Origin of the sequence: Flavobacterium sp. (assembly GCF_052437795.1) — a bacterium.
Lineage (GTDB): Bacteria > Bacteroidota > Bacteroidia > Flavobacteriales > Flavobacteriaceae > Flavobacterium.
This window is the reverse complement of sequence record NZ_JBQVPA010000003.1, coordinates 14,863-33,205: the sequence shown is the minus strand read 5'-3', so window position 1 is coordinate 33,205 and position 18,343 is coordinate 14,863. Positions and strand designations below refer to the sequence as shown.

The window sequence follows — 18,343 nt, the reverse complement described above, 5'->3', positions numbered from 1 at the left end:
CCTTGTTGGTTACATCTTACAGGAATTTTAACATTTTGTTGTGATATGGATATGATATGATAATAAACAAAGAAATGATATGAGGCACTTCGCCAACTCTTAAACATCAATTAACCAGGCTAAAAAACATCTGCACATTTATAAATATCTTTGAGCCTTATGCCTTTGTCGGTATGCTCCACAGTGATCAGCTCGTTATGTGCATCATGTTCCAGGAAAAGGTAATAATCGTTATCGGCTGCGGCATTTAGGAATTTCGCCTTTTCGTCCAGCGTCAACAGTGGGCGGGTATCATAGCCCATAACGTAAGGAAGCGGAATGTGTCCCGCTGTCGGCAGCAGGTCGGCCATGAAAACAATGGTCCTGCCATTGTAATTGATGTGCGGTATCATTTGCTTTTCGGTATGCCCGTCGGCAAAAAAGATACCGAAGCCCAATTCACTTTCATCCAGGTGATCACCGTTAGGCCTGCTGATAAATTTCAACTGCCCGCTTTCCTGCATCGGGATGATATTCTCCTGCAGGAACGATGCCTTTTCGCGCGCATTGGGTTTTGTAGCCCATTCCCAGTGGTTTTCGTTGGTCCAGTAGTGGGCATTCTTAAAGGCGGGTTCGTAGCCGGTGCGGTCCTTGTTCCACTGCACGCTGCCCCCGCAATGGTCGAAATGGAGGTGCGTCATAAACACATCGGTCACATCGTCGCGGTGAAAGCCATGTGCCGCCAGCGACTTATCGGTAGTATGGTCGCCCCACAGCGAGTAGTACCCAAAGAACTTGTCGCTTTGCTTATTGCCCATCCCGGTATCTATGAGTGTCAGGCGGTTGCCGTCTTCTATGAGCAGGCAGCGAGCGGCAAGGTCTATCTGGTTGTTCTCGTCGGCAGGATTGGTTTTGGTCCATATCGGCTTTGGCACCACTCCGAACATTGCACCGCCATCGAGCTTAAAGTTTCCGGTATCTATAGGGTAAAGTTTCATTGTTTATTTGTTTGGAGCCAAATTAAGGATTTAATTCCGGGAGTTAAAGCCCGATCATTAAAAACAGCTACGCTAACGAATTTCATCCATAGATACCCGTTTAAATAAATTTGCTTTACGGATGTCATGCAGAGACGCAGCGAGTCTGCAAAAGCCTTATTTTTGGGCCAACCAATAAACATTCACCATGATAAAATTCCCGCAAGAGCTCACCGATAGCCTGGCTGCATTAAGTTACATCCACTTGTCGAAAGTGCCTTATGATACCAAAGTCCCGGCGCTAAGAAGAGAATCCCAAAAGATTATGGCCCTGAGGGACTGGGCACACTCACATACGGAGCCAATCGATGGCTGGATGGAACTGTATTTCAGTTATTTTGAGCGTATGGCAATAGATATCGATCCGGTACGGGATAGCTGGACAGCCTATTACGAGCTGAAAGGTATACTGCGGTCGTTGCTGTTCACAATGATGCGTAGGCAAAAACAGACCAGGGGGTCTGTACTGGAATTTGGCAAAAACCTCAATGACACGTTGCTGCTGCACCGGCACGGTGCGTTGATCTCCGGGTACGTAATGGATATGCTGGTGGATCACTACGACCCACTCAAGACAAAATTCCGGTTTGATGATGTTGCAGGCGAAGCAATGTACGAAGTATATGCCATATGGATCGACACGTTGTTCGAACTGGCAGGAAAGGCAACATCTGCCGTACAGATATACCGCCTGAAAATGGCTATCTATCACCTGGAGACAGAGATGAGGAATATCGAATATAAAGAAGACAGCCCTTTCGCAGTTGAGCCGCTGATGGCCCGCATCCTGCTTTTCCAGCTCTCGGTGTTCGATGTGAAGGCATTCATCAACCAGGAAAGTTTCATAGAAAAAATATACGGAGCAGGTCCTTTGGGCGAAGTAGAATTGCCCGAAGCCGATAAATTATTGGAAGAAGGTGTGCGGCAATTCAACTCCCATCGTAAAAAGGCTGTGCTATATCTGTTGCTTTATAACGTTTTAAAAGCGCTGGATGTGGCGGCCAATAACAGCGAAGACCTCCGGTCCCACCATTCGCAGGGCGGCAACATAGGCAATGTGGAGGGGGTATCGGCTTTTGAAACATTTTTAAGCCTGCTATGCATTTATACCGGTGAAGCCAACCTGATCGCCAACTATCTCAAACAACATATCAGCACCAATGACCAGCTGTTCGTCATCGCTTCGGTTATGGGGCAGGATGCTTATGGCGTTCCCTCAGAAAGTGAAAATGTAAAGCACCGCATCGTGTTGGCACTCGTTGATCCGCATTCGGAAAGCCCGCAACAAATAGCCCTAAAAAAGCTGTGTATACGCTGGGGACTGCTGGACAAATATGCGCTTCCTGAAAAATACCGGTTCAATGCGCCGAAAAAGCTGCCATCAACAGTACAGGAGCTGGTCATGTTCTACAAATCGCTAAATATCAGCCACGTATTCAGGTTAGGAAGAGGAGCTCCAGAAAACAGTATCCCTGAAAATTTCCCTGACGACATCCGCGAAATTTACATGCTATTTGACGGTACCCCGGATGACAGGCATTTTGCAGCGCTTTCAGACGTGGAGGAGATCCGGCAGGATATCATGGACACCTACGGATCGGACCTTGAAGATGCCGATGACGAGGACCCCGATACCGATGATGTCAGCGTAGACATCAGGGAACACATCCACTCCGGCATCATCCCGATCGGGCAAAACTATTCGGGGGATTCGTATTTTGCCGACCCACATCATCTTTCAATTACGGGACACCCGGTCATCGTTGAGTACATGCACGACGAATACCTCACCGGAAAGCTCGTAGCCAACTCCCTGGCAGAATTCCTGGCGAGGCATATGATCGAGCGTTTTACCGAAGTGAACGGTAAGGAAAAGGCACTTACCGCATTGCTCGACACACCCATTCAAATTAGATCGTAATCACTATGGATACCACTGGAAAACTCATTGAAACCCTGATCGAAAAAGCACAGCGCTGCAACAGTACAGGCAGCGAATATTTTGCATCATCAGCGACAGATCTTTTGTTTCATGCATTTTCGATGTTCGAAAAGATCTCCTATGAGCGGAAGGAGCAATTCGTGATACCGGAACCCTATATCGAGTTCCTGCAATTGCTCGATAACGATACGCTTGCGCCTTTGCCCGGCCAGGAACTTTATATTTATGGCTTTTACGGAATGGTCACCCACACATTTGACTATTTTGACAGCGAAGGCGACCTGGGCGATGCCCCTGCCTTTTGGCTTGCGGTGGGGCACCGTAACGACAGGGGCAATTTTTTCCTTTGCTGTGACAAGGCATCCGGACTCTACGGAAAGGTAGGCGAGTTTTATGACAGTACCCCTTTTAGGGATGAAGATGATTTTTGCGACATAGGGACTGACTTCCCCGACTTTTGTAAAAACGTAATGGATGGTAAGGTGTACTAAAGCTCTGCCTCCAATCATGCATAGAGATCGCTTATCGACTCATAATCATAAAAAGGAGCCTATTTATTGCAATCTGTCAAAGATGTGGTATCTTTGCGCAAATTATACTAATTTTTAGGTAACTGAGCTATGATAAAAGTTTCTGATTCAGCGAAAAAGAGGGCCGTTATGCTCATGGAGGATGATGGTTTTGACGCAACTACCGATTACATAAGGGTAGGCGTAAAAAGCGGCGGATGTTCGGGCCTTTCATACGAATTGAATTTTGACAAGGCGCTTGGCGAAAATGATAAAGTATTTGAAGACAACGGCATTAAGATAGCAGTAGATAAAAAAAGCTTCTTGTACCTGGCCGGCACCGTGCTGGAATTCAGCGGCGGGCTCAACGGCAAAGGCTTTGTTTTCAACAACCCCAACGCGCAAAGGACGTGTGGCTGTGGTGAGAGTTTTTCGCTGTAAACAATTGAAAGATTGAAGATTTAAAATTGAAAGATTCAGCGGATGACAAAAAGCTTTACAGAGTTTGAGGTTTATCAAAAGTCAATTGTTCTGGCAAAGGATATTTTTGGATTGATGAATAAACAAAGTCTGGAAAGGGAATATGGATTTAAGGACCAGATCAAAAGAGCTGTTGTTTCTATTAGAAATAATATTGCGGAAGGGTCGGAATATAATAACAATAAACAGTTTATTCGGTTTCTCAAACACTCTAAAGGAAGTTGTGCAGAAGTTAGAAGTATGCTGATCCTTTCGAATGAACTGGGGTTTTGTACTTACTAGGAGACAATAAAAGGAATTGAACTAAGCATAGAGATATCAAAAAATCTCTCAAAATTTATAGAGTATTTAAAATCAAGGGTTTGAAGTGGCAATCTTTAAATCTTTAAATTTTAGATCTTTAAATTAAAAAGAATGAGCAAATACACTGAAGAGGAATTAAAGATCGAACTCGAAACCAAAGAGTACGAGTACGGTTTTTATACTGATATAGAGTCGGAGACATTCCCCATTGGACTGAATGAGGATGTGGTGCGCGCGCTTTCGAAAAAGAAAGAGGAGCCGGAATGGATGACCGACTGGCGCCTTGAGGCTTTTCGTATCTGGAAGGAAATGATCGAACCCAATTGGGCGAATGTGCATTATGAAAAACCTGATTTCCAGGCGATATCCTACTATTCCGCACCTAAGGCGGTTGACCCGACCAAAACGCTTGACGATGTTGATCCGGAACTTTTGGCGATGTACAAAAAGCTGGGGATCTCTGTCGATGAGCAGAAGAAGATGAACAACGTTGCCATTGACATCGTGGTGGACTCCGTTTCGGTGGCCACGACGTTCAAAAAAACGCTTGCGGAGAAAGGTATTATTTTCTGCCCTATTTCCGAAGCGATAAAGGAGCATCCGGAGCTGGTGAAAAAATACATTGGCTCAGTAGTGCCGCAAAAGGATAATTTTTATGCGGCGCTTAACTCGGCTGTATTTTCCGACGGGTCATTCTGCTACATCCCGAAAGGGGTGCGCTGCCCGATGGAACTCAGCACCTACTTCCGCATCAACCAGGCAGGGACAGGACAGTTCGAGCGTACGCTCGTTATTGCCGATGAAGGCAGCTATGTTAGTTACCTGGAGGGCTGTACCGCGCCCAGCCGTGATGAGAACCAGCTGCACGCCGCAGTGGTAGAGCTTATCGCGATGGATGATGCCGAGATAAAATATTCAACAGTACAAAACTGGTTCCCGGGTAATAAGGAAGGCAAGGGCGGGGTGTATAACTTCGTGACCAAGCGTGGCATTTGCGAAAAGAACGCCAAAATATCGTGGACGCAGGTAGAAACGGGTTCTGCCGTAACATGGAAATACCCAAGCTGTGTTCTGAAAGGCGATAACTCGGTAGGGGAATTCTACTCCATTGCCGTGACCAACAATTACCAGCAGGCCGATACCGGGACTAAAATGATCCACCTTGGCAAGAATACAAAGAGCACCATTATTTCTAAAGGTATATCTGCGGGTAGATCGCAGAACAGCTACCGAGGTTTGGTGCAGATAGGCTCAAGGGCCGAGAACGCACGCAACTTCTCGCAGTGCGACTCGTTGCTGATGGGTAACAACTGTGGCGCACATACCTTCCCGTATATCGAATCAAAAAATACGACAGCTAAAATTGAGCACGAGGCCACGACAAGTAAAATTGGTGAGGACCAGGTATTCTATTGCAACCAGAGGGGCATACCTACCGAGAAGGCGATCGCGCTTATCGTGAATGGTTTCAGCAAGGAAGTACTGAACAAGCTGCCAATGGAATTTGCTGTGGAAGCGCAGAAATTGCTGGAGATAAGTCTTGAGGGATCGGTAGGGTAATTTTAGTTTCAGGTTTCAAGTTTCAGGTTTTCTGAAGGTTGTGGCCTTAAATCAGCATAAACAAACAAAAATCATATAATTTTTAGAGCAAGGTTATAGTTCGAGTAAGAACCTGAAACCTGAAACCTAAAACTTTAAACACTAAAAATGTTATCAATAAAAAACCTGCACGCACGTGTTGAAGATAAAGATATCCTGAAGGGTATCAACCTTGAGGTAAAGGCCGGAGAAGTACACGCCATCATGGGGCCGAACGGTTCGGGTAAGAGTACATTATCATCGGTAATCGCCGGGAATGAGAATTATGAAGTGACCGATGGTGCCATCTTTCTTGAAGGCGAGGACATTGGTGAGCTGTCACCCGAAGAAAGGGCGCACAAGGGTGTCTTCCTTTCATTCCAGTACCCTGTAGAGATACCGGGCGTATCGGTGACGAATTTCATGAAAACGGCTATCAACGAAAGCCGCAAGGCGCAAGGGCGTGAGGAAATGCCTGCTAATGAAATGCTGAAGCTGATCCGAGAAAAATCGGAACTGTTGGAGATCGACCGTAAGTTCCTTTCACGCTCGCTGAACGAAGGCTTTTCGGGCGGTGAGAAAAAGCGTAACGAGATCTTCCAGATGGCGATGCTCGAGCCAAAGCTTGCCATACTTGACGAAACCGACTCGGGCCTTGATATTGACGCGCTCCGCATTGTTGCCAATGGTGTGAACAAGCTGCGCAGCCAGGACAATGCGGTGGTTGTAATTACCCACTACCAAAGGCTCCTGGATTATATCGTACCTGATTTCGTACACGTGCTTTACAATGGTAAGATCGTAAAATCCGGCGGTAAGGAGCTTGCCTACGAACTGGAGGAGAAGGGTTACGACTGGATTAGATCGGAAAACTAGATTATTTGTTTCAGATTTCAGGTTTCAGGTTTTTTGAAAGTTATGTGAGGCACCATTATGGCGACAATACTAAGGTTTGAAGATTTGGAAATTTGGCAGGAAGCAAGAAGGCTTGCCAAAGAGATTCATACACTTTCAGTTGAAACTGAACTCAAGACAGACTTTAAGCTAAAAGCGCAGATTAAAGATTCATCGGGTTCTGTTATGGATAATATTGCTGAAGGATTTGAAAGGGACGGGAATATGGAATTCAGACAATTTCTTTCGATAGCAAAAGGTTCTGCCGGTGAGGCGCGCTCCCAACTTTACAGGGTTTATGATTGCGGATACATCAATATCCAAAAATTGGAAATACTCAAAACAGATTATGAAAAATTAAGCGGGAGGATAAGCAATTTTATAACTTATCTCAACAAAAAAGATTATAAAGGAAATAAGTTTCAGTAAGTCCCGGCTGAGTGAGCAACCTGAAACTTGAAACCTGAAACTTAATATGGAACTAAAAGAAAAACTATTATCGTCTTTCATGGCGTTTGAAGAAAAGGTGGATGTAACATCTGAACTTCATGATATACGTACTGAGGCGATCAAAAATTTTGAGAATAAAGGCTTTCCGACCAAAAAGGAAGAGGCCTGGAAATATACATCGCTCAATGCGGTGCTTAAGAATGACTTTACCGTATTCCCCAAACAGGAGAATGCAGTGGGTTATGCGGACGTGAAGAAATATTTCCTGCACGAGATCGATACCTACAAAGCAGTGTTTATTGACGGTGTATTCAGTTCGTTCCTGTCGTCTACAACGCACGACGGACTGGATGTGTGCCTGATGTCATCGGCATTAACAAAGCCGAAGTACAAGGAAGTCATTGAAACTTATTTCAATAAGATAGCAAATGCCGACGACAGCCTTACATCGCTGAATACGGCCTTTGCCATTGAGGGTGCCTACATCAACATCCCCAAGAACAAGGTGGCCGATAAGCCGATCGAGATCATGTATTTCTCGACGGGTAACGAGGCCGCGCTGATGGTGCAGCCGCGTAACCTGGTGATCGTGGGTGAAAATGCCCAAGTACAGATCATAGAGCGCCATCAGAGCCTTAATGGCAACCCGGTGCTGACCAACTCGGTTACCGAAATATTTGCCCAGGAGCGTGCCCTGGTGGATTACTACAAGATACAGAACGACCTGCAAAGCGCAAATTTAGTAGATAATACTTTCATAGCCCAGAAAGGACAAAGCCATGCATCAGTGCATACGTTCTCGTTTGGCGGAAACATTACGCGAAACAACCTGAACTTTTACCATCAGGGAGAGCGTGTTGAAAGTACCCTAAAAGGCATAACGATCATTGGCGACAAGCAGCTGGTTGACCACTATACACTTGTGCGCCATGCCGAGCCTAACTGCGAAAGCCATCAAAACTACAAAGGCATCTTTAATGATAATTCGACCGGTGTTTTCAACGGAAAGATATATGTAGATAAAGAAGCCCAAAAAACGGATGCTTTCCAACAGAATAATAATATCCTCCTTAGCGAAAAAGCCTCCATCAACGCCAAGCCACAATTGGAGATATTTGCCGATGATGTGAAGTGCTCCCACGGCTGTACTATTGGCCAATTGGACGAAAGCGCCATGTTCTACATGCAGTCGCGTGGCATCCCGAAGAAGGAGGCCAAGGCATTATTGATGTATGCTTTCAGTAATGAGGTTATCGAAAGCATCAGGATACCGGAACTCAAAAACAGGATCACCAAGCTCATCGCTTCAAAATTGGGCGTGAACATGGGTTTTGATCTATAATATTAAGTAAGAAGTCAAAAATATTGCCATTCTGACCAAGGAAGTAAGATTATCCCTTCGTCAGAATGGCAATATTTTTGACTTCTTCTTACTGCTTTTGCAAACCTGATCACTCCACATTAAGAATTCTTATTTAGAATTAATAAAAATAATTTGCATAAACCGTTTTGCGGCTGTAGTTTTGCAATTTAGAATTAATCTAAGTTAATCCGGAATGCAAAACGGCACAAAAGCAATACTCTGTATATTCCTTTTTTCAGGTTTCATGGCCACTGCCCAGGAGATCGCTACCGACTCCATTAAAACCGAAGAGCTTGAAGAAGTTGTGGTAACTGGCCAGATAGAGCCACAATCCATTAAGAGGTCGGTTTTCAACGTAAAGGTCATCAGCCGCGATGACATACAGCGCCAGGCAGCTAACAACCTTGCTGACGTGCTCAATCAGTACCTCAATATAATGGTACAACCCAACAGTGCGGAGGGCCGGTCCACCGTATCCATGTTCGGGCTTGATGGGCAGTACCTGAAGATACTGGTAGATAACATTCCGTTAGTGAGCGACACCGGCCTTGGCAACAATATTGACCTTACGCAGATCAATCTTGACGATATTGACCACATTGAGATCATTGAGGGTGCAATGGGCGTTACGCACGGTGCCAATGCAGTGAGCGGCATCATCAACATCATTACCAAAAAGTCTATTCTGAACAAGTGGGAAATAAACGCCACAATGCAGGAAGAGACGATAGGCGGGGAGTATGCACCACTTTATGACAAAGGGCGCCATTTACAAGCCCTGAGGGCCGCACACACCGTCAACAGCAACTGGTTCGTGTCCATAGGCGGCAACCGAAATGATTTTACCGGCTTTAAGGATACCCGCGGCGGGCGCGACTATACGGATTACGACCCCACAACGCCATGGGTGAACCGTGGCTTTAGCTGGCTTCCTAAAGAGCAAAACTTTGGCAATGCGCTCATCCGCTACCAAAAGGGCAATTTCAGGCTGTTTTACAAATTTGACTATTTCAACGAAAAAATAGATTTCTATAACCCAATAGTAGAGAGCCAGGTGGTTCCCGGTACCGGCATATTGCTGTTCTCTCGTGACAGGAGGTTCTTTACCGAAAAATTTTACCACCATCTCAATGCCGTGGGCAAGGTGGCGGGTTCGTTAGATTATAACATATCGCTCTCGCACCAACGGCAGACGCGTGACCTGGAGCAATTCAACTATTACATCCAGACAGAGCAGGAAACCAACCACACCGAACAAACATACCAGGATACCGAGATACTTTACTCGACAGGTGCGCTGGGCAATTTTTTTAAAGATAAAAGCTTCGACCTGCAAGTGGGCTACGAGTTCGTGAATACCAACGGCTACAACGCTGCGGCATCGGGCCTTTTTATAGGTGGTTCGGGACAGGGCAACATCAAACAAAGGCTCGAAAACTATGATGTCTTTACCGCGGCCGAGTTTGGGATCACCGACAGGTTCTCCTTCCGCCCCGGTTTCCGCTACTCGTTCCAGTCAAAATTCGATGACCAGTGGTCGGCTTCCATGGGGCTGCGTTATTTATTTGACAACGAAATTGAGGCAAGGGCATCATTCGGCAGATCGTACCGCACACCGAATTATGACGAACTGTACACCTACTTTGTAGATTCCAACCACAACGTGCAAGGCAATGAAGATTTAATGCCCGAAACGGGCAATTCATATGAGGCGAGTATTAAGAAAACGACATTCTTCAATTCCGACGTTCGACTGATGAACAGCCTTTCGGCTACCTACATGGGGATAGATGACCGCATTGAACTGGTGCTTACCGAGACCGTGCCAACGTGGAAGTACGAGTACATCAACATCGATAAGTACAAAATGTACAACATTGCTACCTCGCACCAGCTGGAATACCACAACTGGATGATAAAGGCAGGTGTGGCATTTTTGGGCATTTCGAAAAAGATAAGCTCGGGCACGGCAGTATCGGACGATAAGTTCCTTACCACCATGCAGTTCAACACCAATGTTGCCTATACCGTACCAAAGTGGAACACGACATTCTCGCTGTATTATAAGATAAATGGCAAGCAGCCGCAGTTCATAGAAACATCGGTTAACGGCCAGTCGCAATTCGTTCTGCAGGAAATAGAGTCGTTCGGGCTGATGGATGCCTCGATAAAAAAGAGCTTCTTTAACGGCAAGCTGGATGCTACGCTTGGAGGGCGGAACTTACTGGACGTAGTGAACATCCGTTCCAACGTAGCTTCTGCAGGCACACACGATGTTGGCAGTACCAGCATATTGATGGCTTATGGCCGCTCTTACTTTTTGAAACTTACGTATAATCTCAATTTCTAATCCAAATACTAAAGCATTATGAAAAAGATATTCTTACTCCCGCTGGCTTTACTGGCCCTTGCCTGTGGCGATGATGACAGCAATGTAGCGCCGATCGAGCCGATCTCAGGAGGCACGATATTCGGTACTGCCGAGCATCCGCTGAATGTTGGTGGCCCAAGCCAGAAGAACCAGGTGTATATAGACCTTAGTTCCGAAAGCGCTACTGCAGTATCACGCGACAGCTGGGACCTTGGTTTCTACTCCGGCGACGATTTTCGGGTAGTGATCAACGGGTCGCTTAAAATGGCCGTAAAACAGCTGGAGACGACCGACATTACCCTTTTGCAGCAGGAAGACCCTATAGTAGCTGTTGGGACTTTCGATGCGGGCAATATGGCCTATATTGACCACCCAAACGGCAGCCTCTCGCAAACGGCCTTCGGAAACCTGGCAACCAGCGAAGCTACGGCCAAAGTATACCTTGTAAACCTGGGTAGTATGATACCTACGACTACTGTAGATCCGGGCGTATCTAACGTAGCGGGTGACCCGAGGGGCTGGAAAAAAGTGAAAGTGTGGAGGGACGGCAATGACTACAAGCTGCAGTATGCCAACCTGGACGCTACCATGGCAACTGAAGTGAGCATCGCCAAAAATTCGGCGTATAACCATGTGTTCTTTAGCCTTACTACCGGGGCTGCAGTTCAGGCAGAGCCTGAGAAGGACAAGTGGGACATGAACTTCACTACATTTACGAACGAGGTGTTCCAGGGGACAGAATCGTTTGGGGCGTATTTCTTTTCAGATTATATTGTGACCAATACTAAAGCAGGGGTTAAGGCCATCAAAATAGAAGGCGATGCTGCCGCGTATGAAGCCTTTTCACTACAGGCATTAGAGACAGGCGACTTTGCATTTAGTAGTGACCAAAGGGCTATTGGCGCCAACTGGAGGAACGTGCTCCCGGTGCAGGTGTATAACAACGTGTTCTTTGTCCTTCAGGACGGCGACGGCAACTATTATAAAATAAAATTCCTTTCCATGCTCAGCACAGATGGGCACAGGGGCTTCCCGGTGTTCCAGTACGCGCTGCTGCAATAAGGTTAAACTTAGTTTTTGTTTTATTGAATCCCGGGGGGTAGTCCATGCCTTGCGGGATTTTTTTGTTTACATGGATGTAGAGACGCAGTGCCTGCGTCTCGGATTTGCATATCATGATGAGAGACGCATTCAATGCGTCTCTACAAAAAGACTCCATTCAGAATTTATGGAATCCCTACCTTTGCAAAAAATACAACATCATGAAGATTGAGATATGGAGCGACATCATGTGTCCGTTCTGCTATATAGGAAAGCGCCGTTTTGAGCAGGCGCTCGAAAAATTTGAAGGAAAAGACAAGGTGGAGATCGAGTGGAAAAGCTACCTGCTTTCACCCGAAATGGTGACCGACCCCACCAAAAACCTGCACCAGTTCCTTGCTGAGCACAAGGGCATATCCCTTGAAGAGGCAACGGAAATGAACGGCTATGTAGCCAAAATGGCTGCAGATACCGGACTGGAATACAACCTCGACAAAGCCATAGCGGCCAACAGCTTCAACGCGCACCGCATGCTGCACTTTGCTGCAGAACACGGCAGGCAGAACGAGGCTAAGGAAGCGCTCTTCAAAGCGTACTTTACCGATGGAAGGAACATTGACGATGCAGCTACACTTATTGAAATAGCCGGCTCCGTAGGTCTTGATACCGAAGCGTTGGGGAAAGCAATGGGCAGCGAAGCTTATTTCCAGGATGTGGTGATGGACATACAGGAAGCGCGTAACATTGGCGTGCGTGGCGTACCATTCTTTGTATTTAACTGCAAGTATGCCGTAAGCGGCGCACAGGAAGCCGATGCTTTCCTGGATGTGCTGCAAAGATCGTATGGCGAATGGAAAACCAATGCCCCGCTTGATATTGTCGAGGGCGACAGCTGTAGGGTGGATGGGGAGTGTTAGTGAATCACCTTAGTCTCAATGTCTCCGCTCGCAATGACTGTCCGGCAAAAAATCCGTGAAAATCCGCACGATCCATAGCTTGTCTCGCAACAGGAGGGATCATGCGCGTTCCAAAAAACAAAAAAGCCGCTCCTCTCAGAACGGCTTTCAAATTATATAACTTCCTGTAAATTATAGCGAAGCAACAAGCTCTCTCCACTCCTGGAGCTCAGGGATGCCCGGTTTCCTTTTGCCGAAGAACTGCACGATGATCTCGCCCATTTCGTTGTATACTTCAACGGCTGTTACATCACCATCTTCCGTCGGCTTGCGAACTATCCACGTTTGCGCGATCTTGCTGGTATCCAGGTGCAGGTTAAAATCAGGGTCCATCACGTTGAACCACTGGTTATGCCACATCGTTTTGCGTACCAGGCCTGTATGTATCTGGATGTTGCCGCGGTTGCCCACAAAGCACATGATAGGCAGTTTTTGTTCGGCTGCGCCTTCAAGCATTTTTACCACGGTATTGTTGTCCACCTTTTGGGCGAAGTGCTCATTTGGCGCAAGGCGAAGTGCCTGCGTGCGGGTAACGCCGAATTTCTTCAGCATACCGAAGAACGCGTGCGTATCCTTAAGGCCGTTCCACGCTTCCTGAAAAGCGGGTACGTCGATGTCCGCATCCGGCTTTTCGTCGATGATGAGCGGCACCGCTACAGCCGTTTCTTCCTGGCTTTGGTTATCCGATCTGAATTGCTCCACCAAGTCATCGAACGCCTCAGCATTGCTGTCTTTTGTCAAATATATTTTGTGTATCGCAAGGCCGTCCTTCCCGAAGAACTGAAGGCTCTTCCTGTCACCGTGCTCGCTGGTTTCTGCTACGGCAAAGGCTTTGTCCCAATGCGAAAGGAAAATGCGAAGGTCAATATCCTCGCCCACGAACAATCCCGCGAAAGGGCTGCTGAAATCAGGGTTGAGGTAAACGCCTTTGCGCTCGTGCACACATTCGTCGTTGCGCGTAAGGCCCATTACTTTGCCAAGTTTTTCAACTTCGGTAAGTATAGCGGCAAACTCCAGGCGCAGGCGTGTTACGGTCTCACCAACGCTTGCAGCTACAAGCTCGGCCTCGCTAACGCCAAGCTGCTCGGCGGCATTGCGTATCCTCAGGTGCGGGTTTTCGGCTTTCAGGGCCTCCCACTGCGATCTCAGTGTATTAGTCGTGGTATCCATATAGTGTGTATTTAAATTCCAAAAATTATTAACGGGTTCTTATTTACCGGGTTCGGGCACACCGTACAGGGAAAGTTGTATACCCGGCTTATTATTTCTTTAGTAAAAACTTTATCGGGGATGTCGTGTGCCACGATCTTCCCTTTTTTAAGGAGCATTACCCTGTCGGCGAATTGCGCGGCCAGGTTCAGGTCATGCAGCACCATTACGGCCGTGTTGCCCCGTTCGGTAAAATCCTTTATCGTGTGGAGGATGCGGTGCTGGTGCAGCACATCGAGGTTATTGAGCGGTTCATCCAAAAACACAAGCTTCCCGGATACTTCGTTATCCAGTTGGCACAATACGCGCGCTAAATGCACCCTTTGCTTTTCACCGCCTGATAGGGAGTTGTAGTCACGGTCTTTTAGCGAAGCCACATCGGTCTCGTTCATCGCGTTAAGTACAGCATCATTATCGGCTTTAGACGGGCTGGCGTTAAAATACGGATAGCGGCCCATCATGACCACATCGGCCACTGATAGCGGGATGTCGCTGTTATTGCTTTGGGAGAACTTTGCCTTGTTGTGCGCCAGTTCCTTATCATCCCACTGCTTGAAGGTTTTCTTTTTAAAGATCACCGGATCGGCAGTTTTGCCCATTTCGTTTGCCAAAACGCTCAGCAGCGTACTTTTGCCGGCACCGTTAGGGCCTACGATCACCAGCAGCTCACCGGGATCGACCGATATGTCGATGCCCTCGAGTATGGTAAACTTGCGATGTGCGTACGATATGTTGTTTGCCTCTAACATGCTGCTACATTTGGTTCCTGCTGCGTATCAGGATGATCATGAAAATGGGTGCGCCCATAAAGGCGGTAAGCACCCCGACAGATATTTCGCCCGGCGGGGCTATGGTGCGGCTCACGGTATCGGCGGTAAGCATCAGTATGCTGCCCCACACCGCCGCGAGCGGTAATATGATGTTGTACTTGCTCTTAAACACCAGGCGAAGTATGTAAGGCACGATAAGCCCCATAAAGCTGATGGTGCCGGCAAACGCCACGCAGGCGCCTACCATGAGCGCGGTAAGTACGATTATTTGTTTTTTGATCCTTTCAACGGATATGCCCAGGTGCTGTGCGTCGCTTTCGCCAAGCATCATTGCGTTAAGCGCTTTTCCTTTGTTAAGAAGCATGGTAAACGACACCCCTATTACCACAGCCAGTATGCAACATTTAGCCCAGGTGGCACCGGCAAGGCTGCCCAGGTTCCAAAAAGTGAGGTCGCGCAGCTCTTCATCTTTACTGAAGAAGATGAGCAGCCCCATCGCCGCGAACCCTATGGCCGTAATGGCAACGCCGCTGAGCAGCATCATAACGATATTGGTGCGGCCTCCCTGGTTGGAAAGGCGGTACACCAGTACCATGGTAAGCAACGCGCCCAGGAACGCCATGATGCTCAAAAGTGAGTAGTGCAGCACCTCAGGTATGTAGGGCTTAATATAGCTGCCAAGCACAATGGTGATAGCCGCGAAAAGCGATGCCCCGGCGGTTATGCCCAATAGATCGGGTGTGGCAAGCGGGTTACGGAACATCCCCTGAAGGCACGTGCCCGAAACCGCAAGTGCGCTCCCGATGAGAATGCCCATGACGATGCGAGGCAAACGAAGGTCCATCAGCACGAAGCGTTCGGACGGGTCGATGCTGCCATCGTTGGCAATGATACCATTGAATATTTCTAAGAACGAATGTTTTTCAAATACAAAAACCCCACTGTACATCGACCAAACTGCTAAAATGGTCAGCAGCAGAAAACTAAGCAGCAGGTATATAAAGAGCTTATTTCGCATTCCTGGCAAGCAGTTGGTTCAGCCCTTTAGCCGCCTCGCCTGTGCGTGGGCCAAAGTTGGTAAGCAAACCACCATCCATTGTTATGATATTTTTATTTTTCCCGGCATTGGTCTTGCCAACCCCTGGTATTTTCAGTACACCATCGATTCCCTTAACGCTTTCCGCGCCGCTTTCGAACAGCAGGATCACATCAGGGTTGCCTTTTATGAGCGCCTCAGGTGTTAGTGGCTTGAAGTCGGCAAAGCCGGTAACGGCATTCGCGCCGCCTGCCAGCTGTATCATGCTTTCTATAGGAGTGCCTGTGCCGCTTACCATCAGCATGTTAGCGCCACGGGCATAGATGAATAATACTTTTGGTGCCTTCTTGAATTTCACCACTTCAGCAAGGTCAGTATCAATTTTGTCCTGTATCGGTTTAATATTAGCGGTATGCTCAAGTGCTGCGGCTACATCGGCAATAAGTTTCTTAGCGCCTTCGGCAGAGAATTCCTGCCTGAAGGTAACCGACTTAATACCTGACCCTTCGATCTTCGCTTTAAGGTCCGGGGTAATGTCTTTTTCAGTACCAAGGATAAGTGTTGGCTTCAGCTCCATGATCCCCTCGATGGACATGCCGTGCTTTACATGGCCCAGATCTTTGGCAGAATCCTTAACGCTTTCAGGAAAAGTGGAAGTAACATCCCTGCCTACGATCTCTTTCTCATGGCCGAGGGCGGCAACCACTTCGGTCACGGCGCCGTTAAGCGACACGATACGCGGGCCAGCCGCTACGGTAGTGCTATCAGTTTTTACGGTATTCTCCTCGCTTGTTCTTTCTTCTTTTTTACAAGAAACTGTTGCCAGCATGATGAATGCGATCGCCAGTATTTGGTTTATTTTTCTCATTGTTCAGAACTGTTGTTTATATTTAATCTAAATTAAGGCAAATGTATTATTTTTATTTAGAATGAAAAAAGATAAGGATTAAAACTTGGCATCTGTTTCAAGAAGATCCGCAAAGAAGAGGCAAAGTAATACGAAGTCCAAAGCAATAAATGACAATATTACCTTACGGATCTTTGTGTCTCCTTTTTAGGAATAACCCTTCCAGCCCAAACTTTAACCTCAAAAAACCATATTTACAAAAACATCACGTAAATTTGCATTGCATAACGGTAGGGCATCTTAATTGCCTATGATAAACTGTTCAATAAAGGAGAAAATACATGTTTGATATACAGAAAATAAGGGCTGATTTTCCGATACTGGACCAAAAGGTGAACGGAAAGCCGCTTGTTTATTTTGACAATGCCGCCACATCGCAAAAGCCGCAGCAGGTTATCGATGCGGTCGGTAATTACTACGGCACCATTAATGCCAACATCCACCGCGGGGTGCATACGCTCAGCCAGTTGGCGACCGATGCGTATGAGGCTTCGCGTAAGACCATCCAAACACACATCAATGCCAAACATCCTTACGAAGTGCTGTTCACCGCAGGTACTACGCACGGCATCAACCTGGTGGCAAGCGGGTTTACACACTTTGTAAAAGCGGGCGATGAGGTGATGATCTCGGCCATGGAGCACCACAGCAACATCGTGCCCTGGCAGATGCTTTGCGAACGGACGGGCGGGAAACTTGTGGTGATACCGATGAACGAAAAGGGTGAGCTTATCATTGAAGAATTTGAAAAGCTGCTTTCAGAACGTACGAAGATCGTGGCGGTGAACCACATCTCGAATTCCCTTGGCACCATCAACCCGATAAAGCATATTATTGACAAAGCCCATGCTGTTGGGGCCGCCGTACTTATCGATGGTGCACAGGCGGCACCGCACATGAAGTTAGACGTGCAGGCACTCGACTGTGACTTTTATGCCATTTCCGGGCATAAAGCCTGCGGGCCAACCGGAAGCGGTATACTATATGGCAAGGAGGACTGGCTCGACAAGCTGCCGCCGTACCAGGGCGGGGGCGAGATGATAAAGGAAGTGACCTTTGCCAAAACCACCTATGCCGGCCTGCCGCACAAATTCGAGGCCGGAACGCCGCACATTGAAGGCGGCATTGTACTTGGCACAGCGATTGATTACCTTAATTCGGTTGGGTTTGACAACATCGCCGCCTACGAGCAGGAATTGCTGGACTATGGTGTGCAAAAGCTGTCAGAGATCGATGGGATGCAATTCGTAGGCACCGCAGCCCAAAAGGCTTCGGTAATATCCTTCAACCTGCAGGGCATCCACCCGTATGACATTGGTGCGATAGTTGACAAAATGGGCATCGCGGTGCGCACGGGCCACCATTGTACCCAGCCGGTCATGGAGTTTTTCCAAATACCGGGAACGGTAAGGGCATCATTTGCTTTTTATAACACAAAAGAAGAAATCGACGCATTGGCAGAAGCCGTGAAGAAGGCACAGCGGATGTTGTCATAACAGATAAATCATTAACTTTAAA

Annotated in this window: 17 protein-coding genes; 12 read left to right on the top strand and 5 right to left on the bottom strand. The window is 47.3% G+C overall.

What is annotated here, in order from left to right; genetic code table 11:
* Nucleotides 1-119 precede the first annotated feature (119 nt).
* A complete protein-coding gene (locus tag ACT6R0_RS10410; RefSeq protein WP_444653533.1) occupies nt 120-977 on the bottom strand; it encodes an MBL fold metallo-hydrolase in 858 nt (285 codons plus the stop codon).
* Nucleotides 978-1,164: 187 nt separating this feature from the next.
* Between ACT6R0_RS10410 and ACT6R0_RS10405 the strand changes: the two genes are divergently transcribed.
* The 11 genes from ACT6R0_RS10405 (at nt 1,165) to ACT6R0_RS10355 (ending at nt 12,864) form a co-directional block, all read left to right on the top strand.
* Nucleotides 1,165-2,937 (top strand): SMI1/KNR4 family protein, encoded by a 1,773-nt coding sequence (locus tag ACT6R0_RS10405; RefSeq protein WP_444653534.1) that lies wholly within the window; start codon nt 1,165-1,167, stop codon nt 2,935-2,937.
* Nucleotides 2,938-2,942: 5 nt separating this feature from the next.
* Nucleotides 2,943-3,449, top strand: coding sequence for a hypothetical protein (locus ACT6R0_RS10400; protein WP_444653535.1), 507 nt, complete (start codon nt 2,943-2,945; stop codon nt 3,447-3,449).
* A 129-nt stretch (nt 3,450-3,578) separates the two neighbouring features.
* Nucleotides 3,579-3,908 (top strand): HesB/IscA family protein, encoded by a 330-nt coding sequence (locus ACT6R0_RS10395; RefSeq protein WP_444653536.1) that lies wholly within the window; start codon nt 3,579-3,581, stop codon nt 3,906-3,908.
* A 42-nt stretch (nt 3,909-3,950) separates the two neighbouring features.
* A complete protein-coding gene (locus ACT6R0_RS10390; RefSeq protein WP_444653537.1) occupies nt 3,951-4,229 on the top strand; it encodes a four helix bundle protein in 279 nt (92 codons plus the stop codon).
* Nucleotides 4,230-4,361: 132 nt separating this feature from the next.
* Nucleotides 4,362-5,810 (top strand): Fe-S cluster assembly protein SufB, encoded by a 1,449-nt coding sequence (gene sufB / locus ACT6R0_RS10385; RefSeq protein WP_444653538.1) that lies wholly within the window; start codon nt 4,362-4,364, stop codon nt 5,808-5,810.
* A gap of 147 nt (nt 5,811-5,957) precedes the next feature.
* A complete protein-coding gene (gene sufC / locus ACT6R0_RS10380; protein WP_444653539.1) occupies nt 5,958-6,704 on the top strand; it encodes a Fe-S cluster assembly ATPase SufC in 747 nt (248 codons plus the stop codon).
* A 57-nt stretch (nt 6,705-6,761) separates the two neighbouring features.
* Entirely contained in the window at nt 6,762-7,151 is a 390-nt protein-coding gene (locus ACT6R0_RS10375; RefSeq protein WP_444653540.1) for a four helix bundle protein, read from the top strand.
* Nucleotides 7,152-7,197: 46 nt separating this feature from the next.
* Nucleotides 7,198-8,514, top strand: a complete 1,317-nt coding sequence (sufD, locus tag ACT6R0_RS10370; protein ID WP_444653541.1) for a Fe-S cluster assembly protein SufD — start codon at nt 7,198-7,200, stop codon at nt 8,512-8,514.
* Between the two features lie 214 nt (nt 8,515-8,728).
* Nucleotides 8,729-10,885 (top strand): TonB-dependent receptor plug domain-containing protein, encoded by a 2,157-nt coding sequence (locus ACT6R0_RS10365; RefSeq protein ID WP_444653542.1) that lies wholly within the window; start codon nt 8,729-8,731, stop codon nt 10,883-10,885.
* 18 nt (nt 10,886-10,903) lie between these two features.
* Nucleotides 10,904-11,968 (top strand): HmuY family protein, encoded by a 1,065-nt coding sequence (locus ACT6R0_RS10360; RefSeq protein WP_444653543.1) that lies wholly within the window; start codon nt 10,904-10,906, stop codon nt 11,966-11,968.
* Nucleotides 11,969-12,168: 200 nt separating this feature from the next.
* Complete coding sequence (locus ACT6R0_RS10355; RefSeq protein WP_444653544.1) at nt 12,169-12,864, top strand: DsbA family oxidoreductase; 696 nt, start codon at nt 12,169-12,171, stop codon at nt 12,862-12,864.
* Nucleotides 12,865-13,035: 171 nt separating this feature from the next.
* Here ACT6R0_RS10355 and ACT6R0_RS10350 read toward each other — a convergent pair whose 3' ends face one another.
* The 4 genes from ACT6R0_RS10350 to ACT6R0_RS10335 are packed head-to-tail and all read right to left on the bottom strand — an operon-like array spanning nt 13,036 to nt 16,786.
* Nucleotides 13,036-14,073: a hemin-degrading factor gene (locus tag ACT6R0_RS10350; protein WP_444653546.1), complete on the bottom strand. Its 1,038-nt coding sequence runs from the start codon at nt 14,071-14,073 to the stop codon at nt 13,036-13,038.
* An 11-nt stretch (nt 14,074-14,084) separates the two neighbouring features.
* A complete protein-coding gene (locus ACT6R0_RS10345) occupies nt 14,085-14,861 on the bottom strand; it encodes a heme ABC transporter ATP-binding protein (protein WP_444653548.1) in 777 nt (258 codons plus the stop codon).
* A 4-nt stretch (nt 14,862-14,865) separates the two neighbouring features.
* Complete coding sequence (locus ACT6R0_RS10340) at nt 14,866-15,900, bottom strand: FecCD family ABC transporter permease (RefSeq protein ID WP_444653549.1); 1,035 nt, start codon at nt 15,898-15,900, stop codon at nt 14,866-14,868.
* Nucleotides 15,890-16,786 (bottom strand): heme/hemin ABC transporter substrate-binding protein, encoded by an 897-nt coding sequence (locus ACT6R0_RS10335; RefSeq protein ID WP_444653551.1) that lies wholly within the window; start codon nt 16,784-16,786, stop codon nt 15,890-15,892. Before ACT6R0_RS10335 ends, ACT6R0_RS10340 begins: the two co-directional genes overlap by 11 nt.
* Nucleotides 16,787-17,106: 320 nt before the next feature.
* Between ACT6R0_RS10335 and ACT6R0_RS10330 the strand changes: the two genes are divergently transcribed.
* The gene (locus ACT6R0_RS10330) at nt 17,107-18,321 is read left to right on the top strand and encodes an aminotransferase class V-fold PLP-dependent enzyme (protein WP_444653552.1); all 1,215 of its coding nucleotides are present in this window, start codon (nt 17,107-17,109) and stop codon (nt 18,319-18,321) included.
* Nucleotides 18,322-18,343: the final 22 nt, after the last annotated feature.